The sequence below is a fragment of the Xanthomonas bonasiae genome, assembly GCF_014836395.1.
In the GTDB taxonomy this organism is placed as follows: Bacteria; Pseudomonadota; Gammaproteobacteria; order Xanthomonadales; family Xanthomonadaceae; genus Xanthomonas_A; species Xanthomonas_A bonasiae.
Genome location: NZ_JACSQX010000001.1, coordinates 29,275 through 40,706 on the forward strand (window position 1 = coordinate 29,275; position 11,432 = coordinate 40,706).

Below are 11,432 nucleotides of genomic sequence, written 5' to 3' on the forward strand. Positions count from 1 at the left end.
CCGTCAGCAGGGTGTTGGCGGCATCGATGCGGCCGGCGGATTCCGGTCGTCGGAGAGCCTTGAATGGCGGCGAGTGTGCGTATGCGAAATACCTTGACGTTGTTTTCTTCCACGGATGATGTGCTGTGCCACCGCGTCCGTCTGGTGCTCGCCGCAAAGGGCGTGACCTACGATTTCGTGGCGGTGGATCCGCAGAATCCTCCCGAAGACCTGATCGATCTCAATCCCTACCACTCGGTGCCGACCCTGGTGGAGCGCGAGCTGGTGCTGTACGCGGCCTCCGTGGTCAGCGAATACCTGGACGAGCGCTATCCGCATCCGCCGCTGATGCCGGTCGATCCGTTGTCGCGCGCGCGCCTGCGCCTGGCCATGCTGCGCATCGAGCACGACTGGGTGCCGCAAGTGCAGGCGATCCAGCTCGGCAACAAGGCCCAGGCCGAGGCCGGGCGCAAGCGGCTCAAGGAGCTGCTGACCGCGTCGGTGCCGCTGTTCAAGGCCAGCAAGTTCTTCCTCAATCCGGAAATGAGCCTGGCCGATTGCGCGATGGCGCCGATCATCTGGCGCCTGCAGGCGCTGGACATTCCGCTGCCCAAGGACGGCAAGGCGATCGAGGACTACGGCAACCGCATCTTCCGCAATCCCGGTTTCATCCGCAGCCTGACGGATCAGGAAAAGAAGCTGCGCGACCTGCCGGCCTGATGTTCCGGCCGCGCGTGGCGCATCCGGTTTTTCCCGCGTTGCGCCGGCGCCATTGCGTGCCGACGCGTAGAATTGGCGCATGACCGACGATATTTCCCGCATGACCAGCCATCGCCCGTACCTGTTGCGGGCGTTGGTGGAGTGGATCAACGACAACGGCATGACCCCGCACATCCTGGTGGATGCGGGCCTGCCCAACGTGCAGGTGCCGCCGAGCGCGGTCAAGGACGGCCGGGTGGTGCTCAACATCGCCGAACGCGCGGTGGTGCGGTTGCAGATCGACAACGACGGGGTCAGCTTCACTGCGCGCTTCGGCGGCGTCAGCTATCCGGTGCAGGTGCCGATGGCCGCGGTGCTGGCGGTGTACGCGCGCGAAACCGGGCAGGGCATGGCGCTGCCGGACGATATCCACGGCGCCACCGAGCCGCCGGGCGACGACACCCCGCCGCCGCGCCCCAGCGGTTCCGACGACGGCACCGGCGGCAAGCGCCCGCATCTGCGCGTGGTGAAGTAACGGCGACGTCGGACCCGCGCCGGCGCGCATGTGGCCGGAGCGATCGTCCGATCCGCTGGCGGCATCGATGCCTGGCGGATCGCGCGCATCGCCAGGCGCTGTGCACCATTCGCCACGGTTCACGCGCGCCAAGGCCAGGTTGGATCGAGACCCTGTAGGAGCGCCTTCAGGCGCGACCGACATGCGTGCAGAACATCTTGTCTGTCCTGCGGGAGCCCTTGCGGAACGACTTCGCGAACGACGAGGCAGCGCCTCACTCGCGCGGCGCACGGCCTTCGTGCAGCGCCGTCACCGTGGCCACCGAGGGCCCGGTGAAGGCGATCAGCTGATCGCCGAGCAGCACCAGGCGACCGCTGTGGCGATCGATGCCATCGTAGGAATAGTCGAAGCGGAAGGTCCGCTCGAAGCCGAGCCAGCCGCTGGGCAGGCGCCGCAGGCGCAGGCCGGTGCCGTGCACGCTCTGGTCCAGCCACTGCACATCGGCGGCCTTGCAGGCATTGCGGCCGAGGCTCTCGGCGCGTTCGGCGGCGGCGCGCGACGCGTTCCAGAACGCGAACACCGCGGCGCCGGCAATCATCAACAGGATCAGGCTAGGCATGCGTCACTGTAGCGAGACGCGGGGTGGAGCGGCAATGCTTGGTTGGGGACTCGGGACTCGGGACTCGGGAATCGGGAATCGGGAATCGGGAATCGGGAATCGGGAATCGGGAATCGAAGCCGGGGCTGGGCTGGAGCTGGGGCCGTGGCTGGGATTCGTTCGAAGGAGCGCCGATTGCGAACGCGACGTTTTCGTGTGCGACTCAAAGCCTCTTGTGGGAGCGACTTCAGTCGCGACAGGCCTCACCGACAAAGCCTGCTGCGACCGATGGATCGAGGCGAGCCGGTACGGATCCTGAAGGCCGCAAGCATTCGATAAAACGCTAGCGTTCCGGCAGCGGTTCGGTCGCCGACGGTTGTGCCCCCGGTGTCGCCGCTGCGGGGGACGGTGCGGTCGGTACGGCCGGTGCGGCTGGCGCCGTGCCGGATGCCGGTGGTGGCACCATCGGCGCGGTGGCCGGCGGCGCGGCCGGATCCACGGCGGGAACGACGCCCGGCGTCACCGGCGGCTGCAACTGCGCCTGCGGTTGCAGCCGCAGCAGCGCCGCCCAGTCCTGGCGATTGAAGTCGCACAGCTCTTCGCGGCCGGGCGTGCACTCCAGGCCGGCGCCGTCGTCGCCGGCCTGGTCCTGCGCCAGCGGCGCCTCCAACTGCAGGCGGCCGGCGCGGTCCAGCGGCAGCTTGCGCATGGTCACCGCGTTGAGCACGTTGCCGCCGATCAGGTACAGCGTGTGGTCGCCGCCGACGTTGGCCGCGACCACGATGTCGCAATGCGATTCCCACGGCAGCGCGCCGCCGCGCGCCAGTGCCTCGCGCAGCCCGGCCGCGCCCAGCGGTTGCTTGCGCCCGCGCAGGAAGCACAGTAGGTCGCCCGGCGCGGGCTTGTCCTGCTGCGGGTCGGCGTAACGGTAGGGCAGGCCGTCGGCACCGGCCTGGTAGGCGGCGCGGATGTAGTCGATGTGCCGCACCGAGGTGCGGAAGCCGTCGACGCCGGCGCGCACCATCACCCAGGACACGAACGCCGCCGACCACGGGTTGTCGACGATGAACGCGCGGCAGTCCGCTTGCCGGTAGCGCGAGCCGTCCAGCTGCTGGCAGCTGGCGGCGCCGTCGCTGCCGCCCATCGCGCCCAGCGTGCCGCTGTCGCGCCAATAGGCGGCCACGCGCTGCCAGGCTTCGATGCCGTGATCGGCGAGATAGCTGCGCTCGGCCTCGGTCACGCGCAGGCCGGCGAGCCGGCCGTCGCGATCGATGAACGGCCGCCACCACAGGCGATGCTCGTTGCAGGCGGTGCGCACGATGGCGACGGCGGCGGGCGTCAGGCCGAAGCGCGGCGGCAGGTCGCACACCTCCGCGGCGGCCGCGCGGCCGGCGGGAAACAGGGCGGCGGCACACAACAACGCGAACCAGGGGCGGGCCATCGGCGAACTCGGTGAATAGGGGGATGCGTGCAGCGTCGCAGAGCGGCGCGGCCGTGGCCGTGAAGTCAGTGCGGCGGCGGACCCAGCTTCAGCGACAGATCCACCGCCTGCACGTGCTTGGTCAGCGCGCCGATGGAGATGCAGTCCACGCCGTCGGCGGCGATCGCGCGCACGCCGTCCAGGTCGACGCCGCCGGACACCTCCAGCGGGATCGCGCGGTGGAACGGCGCGGCCGCGGCGATCGCCACCGCTTCGCGGCGCTGCGCCGCATCGAAGTCGTCGATCAGGATGCGGTCGCAGCCCACCGTCAAGGCTTCGCGCAGTTGCGCCAGCGTCTCCACCTCGACCACCAGCGGCAGGTCCGGCCATTGCGCGCGCGCGGCCTGCACCGCCGCGGTCAGCGAGCCGGCGGCGTGGATGTGGTTTTCCTTCAGCATCACCGTGTCGTACAGGCCGAAGCGGTGGTTGCTGCCGCCGCCGCAGCGCACCGCGTACTTCTGCGCCAGGCGCAGGCCGGGCAGGGTCTTGCGCGTGTCGAGGATGCGTGCGCCGGTGCCGGCGACCGCGGCCACGTAGGCGGCGGTGGCGGTCGCGGTCGCAGACAGGGTCTGCAGGAAGTTCAGCGAGGCGCGCTCGGCGCTGACCAGCGCGCGGCTGCGCCCGTGCAGCAGCGCCAGCACCGTGCCGGCGGCGACGCGCTCGCCTTCGGCGATGCGCCAGTCGATCCGCACCTGCGGGTCGAGCGCGCGGTGGCAGGCGTCGAACCAGGGCCGGCCGGCGATCACCGCGTCCTGCTTGCACAGCAGGTAGGCGCTGTCGGTGCGGTCGGGCAGCAGCGCGGCGGTGACGTCGCCGCTGCCGATGTCCTCGGCCAGCGCGCGTGCCACGTCGGCGTCGATCGATGCCTGCGCCGGCGGCTGCAGCGGCGCCGCGGCGCCGCTCATTTGCCGGGGAAGTCGGCGAGCTGGGCGGTGCCGATCGCTTCTTCGGCCAACAGCACCGGGATGCCGTCGTCGACCCGGAACAGCTGCTTGCGGTCGCGGGTGATCAGCGCCTCGCGCAGCGCTTGCGCCTGCGGGCTGCCGTCGGCGCGCTGCACGCCGCCGGCGGCGATGGCGCGGTTCAGCGCCTCCAGCCCGCGCGCATCCAGCAGGGCCAGCGGTTGGCGGGTGTCGGGCGAGCACAGCAGGTCGAGCAGTTTGCGATCCATCCGGTCTTCGTCTTGCGTGGAAGACGGCTAGAATACGTCTTTAAGGCAGGGGACGGCCATGACCTCCAAGCAAACCGCGCCGCTCGTCGGCATCGTGATGGGTTCCCGCTCCGACTGGGAGACCATGCAGCATGCGGCGCAGAAACTCGATGCGCTGGGCGTGCCCTATGAAGTGAAGGTGGTGTCCGCGCACCGCACCCCGGACGTGCTGTTCGCCTATGCCGAAGCGGCCTCCACCCGCGGCCTGCGCGCGATCGTGGCCGGCGCCGGCGGCGCGGCGCACCTGCCGGGCATGCTCGCGGCCAAGACCGCGGTGCCGGTGCTCGGCGTGCCGGTGCAGTCCAAGGCGCTGAACGGTCTGGATTCGCTGCTGTCGATCGTGCAGATGCCGGCCGGCATCCCGGTGGCCACGTTCGCGATCGGCAACGCCGGTGCGGCCAATGCCGCGCTGTTCGCCGCGGCGATGCTCGCCGCCGAACACGCCGACATCGCCGCCGCGCTGGACGATTTCCGCCAGCGCCAGACCGACGAGGTGATGGCCAAGGACGACCCGCGCCAATGAGCACCACTGTCGGAATCCTGGGCGGCGGCCAGTTGGCGCGGATGATGGCCGTGGCCGGCGCGCCGCTGGGGCTGCGCTTCGTGATGCTGGATACGGTGGCCGACGCCTGCGCCGGGCAGGTCGCGCCGCTGCAGGTCGGCGACTACCGCGACGAGGCGGCGCTGGCCGCGTTCGCGGCCAGGGTCGATGTGGCTACCTTCGATTTCGAGAACGTGCCGGCGGCCAGCGCCGAATGGCTGGCCGCGCAGGTGCCGGTGTTCCCGAATCCGCGTGCGCTGGCGGTGGCGCAGGATCGGCTGGCCGAAAAGACCCTGTTCCGCGAACTGGGCATCCCGGTGCCCGATTTCGCCGCGATCGGCAGCCGCGCCGAACTGGACGCGGCGCTGGCGCAGGTCGGCACCCCGTGCATTCTCAAGACCCGGCGCCTGGGCTACGACGGCAAGGGTCAGTTCCGGATCAAGTCCGCGGCCGATGCCGATGCGGCGTGGGCCGCGCTGGGCGCGCAGGCGGCCAGCGTGGGCCTGATCGTGGAAGCCTTCGTGCCGTTCCAGCGCGAGATCAGCGTGGTCGCGGTGCGCGGCCGCGACGGCGAGTTCCGCACCTGGCCGCTGACCGAGAACTGGCATGTGCAGGGGGTGCTGTCGGCCAGCCTGGCCCCGGCGCAGGCCGATGCCGCGCTGGAGCGGGCCGCCATCGCCCACGCGCAGGCGTTGGCCGAGCGCCTGCAGTACGTGGGCGTGTTCGCGCTGGAACTGTTCTGCCGCGACGGCGAACTGCTTGCCAACGAGATGGCGCCGCGGGTGCACAACTCCGGCCACTGGACCATCGAAGGCGCGGAGACCTCGCAGTTCGAGAACCACCTGCGCGCGGTGCTGGGCCTGCCGCTGGGGTCCACACGCATGCTCGGCCATGCCTGCATGCTCAACTGGATCGGGCAGATGCCCGACGCCGTGCCGGTGCTGGCGCAGCCCGGCGGGCATTGGCACGACTACGGCAAGGACGCGCGCGAGGGTCGCAAGGTCGGCCACGCCACGCTGCGCGAGGACACGCCGGCCGCCTTGGCGCAGGCGCTGCAGACGGTCGGCGCGCAGTTGCAGCGCGGCGACCAGGTCGCGCCGGTGATCGAGACCCTGCGCGCGCAGGGTTGAGCGGGCCGAGGGTGCCGCGCCCAGGCCCCGCGGCTGGGCGTGGCCCGAAAGGGCGCCAGCGCCACGCGCGACTACGCGTCAGCCGTCATTCGTCGAATCCCGGAGCGCTTCACCGCCGCCGCCGGCCGTTCATCCCCAATCCCCAATCCCGGCCTCACCGCATATTCGCCGCCACGAACTCCCAGTTCACCAGCTTCCAGAACGCTTCCAGATAGCGCGCACGGTCGCCGCGGTAATCGATGTAGTAGGCGTGCTCCCACAGGTCGCAGGCCAGCAACGGGAGGTCCTCGCCGGTCAGCGGCGAGCCGGCGTTGACCGTGGCGAGCAACGCCAGCGTGGCGTCCGGGCGCTGCACCAGCCAGACCCAGCCCGAGCCGAACACGGCCAGCGCCATGCGTTCGAACTCGGCCTTGAAGCGGGCGACGTCGCCGAAGCTCCTGGCGATGCGCTCGGCCAGCTCGCCACCCGGCTCGCCGCCGCCGCGCGGACGTAGCCCGCGCCAGTAGAACTCGTGGTTCCAGACCTCAGCCGCGTGCTGGAACAGGCGGCCCTGGGTACGGCGCACCAGGTCCTGCAACGGCAGGTCCGCGAATTCGCTGCCGGCGATCTGCGCATTGAGGCGTTCGACCAGCGCGCGCTGGTGCCGGCCATGGTGCTGGTCCACGGTCTCGGCGGACAGGTGCGGCGCCAGCGCCGCGCGGTCGTACGGCAGGGGAGCGAGTTCGATGGCCATGGATCCTCGGGAGCGGTTTCGGGGCGCGTTTCGGTACTGCCGTGCGCAGGGCTTACACTATGCGGCTACGCGAAAGTCTAGCCGACCGCCGAGGTCCGTTTTTTCGCCCCAGCAGGAGAAATCCCCCATGCAGGTGATGGAGCGCATCCAGGCCGACGTCGAACACCACCCCATCGTGTTGTTCATGAAGGGCACACCGCAGTACCCGATGTGCGGCTTTTCCAGTCGCGCGCTGCAGGCCCTGTTGGCCGCCGGCGCCGACCGGCTGCACACCGTCAACGTGCTCGACGAACCGGAGATCCGCGCCAATCTGCCGCGCTATTCGAACTGGCCGACGTTCCCGCAGCTGTTCATCCATGGAGAACTGATCGGCGGCTGCGACATCACCATGGAACTGTTCGAATCCGGCGAGTTGCAGCGCATCGTGGCCGAGGCCTACCAGCCGTGACAGCGGAGGCGATGCCGCACGCGGGCGCGCTGGCGCAGCGCGTGGTGCTGGTGTGCGGTGCCGCCGGCGGGCTGGGCAGCGCCGCTGCAATGGCCTGCGCCCAGGCCGGCGCCACGGTGGTGTTGCTCGGGCACAAGCCGGCGCGCCTGAATCGGGTCTACGACGCGATCGCCGCCGTCGGCGCGCAGCCGCTGCTGTATCCGCTGGACCTGCTCGGCGCCACGCCGGAAGACTATGCGACGCTGGCCGAACGGCTGCAGGCCGAACTCGGGCGGCTGGACGGGGTGCTGCACTGCGCCGCCGATTTCGTCGGCCTGACCCCGTTCGAGCACGCCGACCCGGCGCAGTTCGCGCGCGCCATCCACGTCAACCTGACCGCCCCGGGCTGGCTGACCCAGGCCTGCCTGCCGCTGCTGAAGCAGGCGCCGGACGCGGCGATCGTGTTCGCGCTCGACGACCCGGCGCGCGTCGGCCAGGCCTACTGGGGCGGCTACGGCGTGGCCCAGCACGGCCGCCGCGGCCTGCTGGCGACACTGCACGGCGAACTGGCCGCCTCGACGGTGCGCGTGGCCGGATTGCAACCCGGACCGATGCGCACCGCGCTGCGTGCACGCGCCTACACCCACCAGGAAGACCTCGACGCGGTCGATCCGGCGCACTACGCCGCTGCCTGCGTGGAACTGCTGTCGTCCGCCGGCGCCGCGCACCGCGGCGCGATCTGGAATCCCCTGGCATGACCATTCTGTCGGCAGCACTGCTGCTGTTCCTGATCCTCGACCCGCTGGGCAACATCCCGGTGTTCCTCAGCGTGCTCAAGCCGCTGCCGGCCAAGCGCCAGCGCGTGGTGCTGGCGCGCGAGCTGCTGATCGCGCTGGGCGTGCTGATGGCATTCCTGTGGGGCGGCAAGTACGCGCTGGAAGTGATGCACCTGCGCCAGGAATCGGTGGCGATCGCCGGCGGCATCGTGCTGTTCCTGATCGGCATCCGCATGATCTTCCCGCGCCCGGAAGGGCTGATGGGCGAGATTCCCGACGGCGAGCCGTTCATCGTGCCGCTGGCGATTCCGCTGGTGGCCGGGCCCTCGGGCATGGCCGCGGTGATGCTGATGGGCAGCAACGAGCCCACCCGCCTTGGCGAATGGAGCCTGGCGCTGATCCTGGCCTGGATCGGCACCTCGGCGCTGCTGTTCTCCGGCACGCTGCTGTACAAGCTGCTCGGCATGCGCGTGCTGATCGCGGTCGAGCGGCTGATGGGCATGTTGCTGGTGGCGATCTCGGTGCAGATGTTCCTGGACGGCCTCAGCGCCTATCTGAAGCTGCCGGTCGCCGGCTGAGCGCGCGCGCGCGCCGTGTTGCGCGCGCGCACGACGCCGCGCCCTTGCCGTGCCTGTCGCTACGCGCCAACGCTGCGACATCCCGGGCGTTTGCGGCAATTCGATGACATTTGCGGCGCTTTTTTGTGCCGCCGCGTGTCGGTGCGTGGCGTCATCTTAAGTTTTTGTAAACCCTCGAGGCATACGCGGGCGAAATAGCCCGCCTACCGTAGCGCCTTCCGAAGCGGTGGGCGCGCGTGCGCCGTGTCCATGCCAGTCGTTCCGCCGCTCTCTGCCGCTCCCACGTTAGCCACAGAGGCGTTTGCCCGATGAAGTCCCGTTCCGCACACCGTATTTCCACTCTTTCCCTGGCGCTGGCGACCGCGCTTTCGGCGCATCCGGCCCTGGCCCAGGACGCCGGTACCGACAGTGCCGAGCAGCGCGTCACGGCCTCCAGCACCTCCAATACCACCGCTGCCTACGAGACCAAACGCGTGCAGCAACTGGACAAGGTCAACGTCAATGCCGACAAGAGCGGCTACGTGCTCGGCGGCGGCAACATGACCGTGCAGACCGCCAGCAAGGCGATTTCCACAGTGACCCGCGAGGCCATCGCGCAGGCGTCCGGCGGCAGCAACTTCACCCAGATGATCGATGCGATCCCGGGCGTGGACGCCGCCACCAGCGACGTGACCGGACTCAACAACGGCAACTACAGCCTGCGCGGCTTCGACTCCTCGGCGATCGGCATCACCGTCAACGGCGCGCCGGTGACCGACAGCGGCAGCTACTCGGTCTACGCCACCGAATACGGCGATGCCGAGAACTACAACGACATCACCGTGACCCAGGGCACGCCCAACGTGGACCAGCCGGAGATGGGCGCCACCGGCGGCCAGATTGCCTGGTCGACGATCGACCCGAGCCACACCTTCGGCGTGGACTTCACCCAGAGCTTCGGCAGCAACGACTATCGGCGCACCTTCGTGCGCGTGAACACCGGCGATACCGGCGCGGTGCGCTCGTGGGTGTCGTTCTCGACCAACAGCGCCGACAAGTGGAAGGGCAACGGCGACATGTCGGTCAACAAGATCGACGGCAAGAGCGTATGGGACATCAGCCCGGGCAACTCGATCAGCGCCTCGTTCCAGTACAACCGCCAGTCCAACTATTCCTACAACACCGCCAGCAAGACCCAGCTGGCGAGCGATTACGAGTACGACTACAACGACACCTGGGGCGGCGGCACGACCTCGGCCGACCAGTCCTACTGGAAGTTGCGGCGCAACCCCTACAAGAGCCTGCTGGTCAGCCTGGACGGCGAGTTCACCTTCAGCGACAGCCTGCGTCTTTCGGTGGTGCCGTATCTGTGGTGGGGCAAGGGCGGCGGTTCCAGCGCCGCGTCGGTATACCCGTCCACCAGCAGCGGCAACGTCTATGGCTACTCCAGCGGCGTGAGCGGCAGCCGCGACGTCGACTACACCTATTCCTATTCCAGTACGGTGCGTCCGGGCGTGGTCGCCAAGTTCTTCCAGGACATCGGCATGGACCACAATCTGGTCTACGGCCTGTGGTACGACCGTTCGCGCAAGAGCCAGAACAACAGCATCGTCAAGACCGACCAGAGCACCGGCGAGGCGTGCGACGTGTGGGCCGACAGCGACGATTGCTTCCTGACCTACGCCGACGGCCAGGTGCAGCAGAGCTACCGCACCTACACCGTGACCGACGTGCAGAAGTACTTCATCCAGGACAACTGGACCCCGGCCGACGACTGGGCGGTCAACTACGGCGTGTCCTGGATCCATGCCACGCGCAAGGGCCACAACTACCAGTGGCCGGATACCGCCAAGGAGATCGGCGTGGACTTCGACAACAGCTACAGCAAGCTGCTGCCGGCGTTCGGCATCAAGTACGCGCCCGACAGCCGTAACCAGTTCTATTACGGCGTGGCCAAGACCTTCCGCGTGCCGGCGACCAATTCGATTTCGTTGAACCTGTCGGCGGCCCAGGAGATCCCGCAACCGGAATCGGCCTGGACCAACGACCTCGGCTGGCGCTACTACGGCGACCGCTTCTCGCTGTCGACCATGCTGTACCAGAGCAACTACAGCAACAAGCAGATGTCCAGCTACGACCAGACCACGGCGCTGACCACCTACATCTCGATCGGCAAGGTGCGCATGCGCGGCTTCAACAGCGAAGCCAGCTACAACATCACCGACAATCTCAAGCTGTACGGTTCCTACACCTACACCCAGGCCAAGATCCTGAGCGACACCCTGGCGGTGGGGACCTCCAAGGGCACCTACGACTATGCGGTCGGCGGCAAGCAGTTGGCCAATACGCCGAAGAACCTGGCCAATCTGCGTCTGAGCTACAGCATCGGCGATTTCTGGGTCGCGCTGAAGGGCCGTTACTCCGGCTCGCGTTACGGCGACTATATGAATACCGAACGGGTAGGGGGCTACACCACCTTCGGTGCCGATGCCGGTTACGCGTTCGCCGACTGGGGCTGGCTGAAGAAGCCGTCGATCAAGCTCAATCTGTACAACCTGACCGACAAGCAGGCCGTCACCTGGGCCAGCACCACGCAGGTGCTGGCGGCCTCCGGCGCCAGCGAGTACCCGGACGTGGTGTCCACCGGCACCCCGTATTACTCGGTGCTGGAGCCGCGCGCGTTCGCGGTGACCTTCGGCGGCTCGTTCTGAGGCAAGGCCAGGCCCCGCCTCGGGGCTGGACAACGGAAGCGATGCAGACGGCCGGGGCCTAGCCCCCGCCGGGGGGG

Annotated in this window: 13 protein-coding genes; 8 read left to right on the forward strand and 5 right to left on the reverse strand. The window is 69.1% G+C overall.

The annotated features are described in order from the left end of the window. The first annotated feature begins 63 nt into the window (after positions 1 to 63). Positions 64 to 699, forward strand: a complete 636-nt coding sequence (locus H9658_RS00140; protein WP_009598113.1) for a glutathione S-transferase N-terminal domain-containing protein — start codon at positions 64 to 66, stop codon at positions 697 to 699. 79 nt (positions 700 to 778) lie between these two features. Continuing rightward, complete coding sequence (locus tag H9658_RS00145) at positions 779 to 1,213, forward strand: ClpXP protease specificity-enhancing factor (protein WP_191823944.1); 435 nt, start codon at positions 779 to 781, stop codon at positions 1,211 to 1,213. Between the two features lie 253 nt (positions 1,214 to 1,466). On the opposite strand, the gene H9658_RS00150 is transcribed toward H9658_RS00145, so the two are convergent. From H9658_RS00150 to H9658_RS00165, 4 genes are all read right to left on the reverse strand, one after another. Then, a complete protein-coding gene (locus H9658_RS00150; protein ID WP_191823945.1) occupies positions 1,467 to 1,811 on the reverse strand; it encodes a DUF3301 domain-containing protein in 345 nt (114 codons plus the stop codon). A gap of 322 nt (positions 1,812 to 2,133) precedes the next feature. Beyond that, positions 2,134 to 3,231 carry a DUF2272 domain-containing protein gene (locus H9658_RS00155; protein ID WP_191823946.1) on the reverse strand — a complete coding sequence of 366 codons (1,098 nt, stop codon included), beginning with the start codon at positions 3,229 to 3,231 and terminating at the stop codon, positions 2,134 to 2,136. A 65-nt stretch (positions 3,232 to 3,296) separates the two neighbouring features. Next, positions 3,297 to 4,175, reverse strand: a complete 879-nt coding sequence (nadC, locus tag H9658_RS00160; RefSeq protein WP_191823947.1) for a carboxylating nicotinate-nucleotide diphosphorylase — start codon at positions 4,173 to 4,175, stop codon at positions 3,297 to 3,299. Further along, on the reverse strand, positions 4,172 to 4,441 hold the full coding sequence (locus tag H9658_RS00165; protein WP_039005221.1) for a Trm112 family protein: 270 nt from the start codon (positions 4,439 to 4,441) through the stop codon (positions 4,172 to 4,174). The genes nadC and H9658_RS00165 overlap by 4 nt, the downstream gene beginning before the upstream one ends. 58 nt (positions 4,442 to 4,499) lie before the next feature. Between H9658_RS00165 and purE the strand changes: the two genes are divergently transcribed. Beyond that, positions 4,500 to 5,003 (forward strand): 5-(carboxyamino)imidazole ribonucleotide mutase, encoded by a 504-nt coding sequence (gene purE / locus H9658_RS00170; RefSeq protein WP_179565443.1) that lies wholly within the window; start codon positions 4,500 to 4,502, stop codon positions 5,001 to 5,003. Further along, the gene (locus tag H9658_RS00175; RefSeq protein WP_191823948.1) at positions 5,000 to 6,151 is read left to right on the forward strand and encodes a 5-(carboxyamino)imidazole ribonucleotide synthase; all 1,152 of its coding nucleotides are present in this window, start codon (positions 5,000 to 5,002) and stop codon (positions 6,149 to 6,151) included. Before purE ends, H9658_RS00175 begins: the two co-directional genes overlap by 4 nt. Before the next feature lie 154 nt (positions 6,152 to 6,305). Here H9658_RS00175 and H9658_RS00180 read toward each other — a convergent pair whose 3' ends face one another. Then, a complete protein-coding gene (locus H9658_RS00180) occupies positions 6,306 to 6,884 on the reverse strand; it encodes a superoxide dismutase (RefSeq protein ID WP_191823949.1) in 579 nt (192 codons plus the stop codon). A 127-nt stretch (positions 6,885 to 7,011) separates the two neighbouring features. On the opposite strand from H9658_RS00180, the gene grxD reads away from it, so the two are divergent. The 4 genes from grxD (at position 7,012) to H9658_RS00200 (ending at position 11,355) form a co-directional block, all read left to right on the forward strand. Beyond that, positions 7,012 to 7,332, forward strand: a complete 321-nt coding sequence (grxD, locus tag H9658_RS00185) for a Grx4 family monothiol glutaredoxin (protein ID WP_179565437.1) — start codon at positions 7,012 to 7,014, stop codon at positions 7,330 to 7,332. 11 nt (positions 7,333 to 7,343) lie between these two features. Next, the gene (locus H9658_RS00190; protein WP_191823950.1) at positions 7,344 to 8,069 is read left to right on the forward strand and encodes an SDR family NAD(P)-dependent oxidoreductase; all 726 of its coding nucleotides are present in this window, start codon (positions 7,344 to 7,346) and stop codon (positions 8,067 to 8,069) included. Further along, the gene (locus H9658_RS00195) at positions 8,066 to 8,665 is read left to right on the forward strand and encodes a MarC family protein (RefSeq protein ID WP_179565433.1); all 600 of its coding nucleotides are present in this window, start codon (positions 8,066 to 8,068) and stop codon (positions 8,663 to 8,665) included. Before H9658_RS00190 ends, H9658_RS00195 begins: the two co-directional genes overlap by 4 nt. Before the next feature lie 308 nt (positions 8,666 to 8,973). Then, positions 8,974 to 11,355: a TonB-dependent receptor gene (locus H9658_RS00200; protein ID WP_191823951.1), complete on the forward strand. Its 2,382-nt coding sequence runs from the start codon at positions 8,974 to 8,976 to the stop codon at positions 11,353 to 11,355. Positions 11,356 to 11,432: the final 77 nt, after the last annotated feature.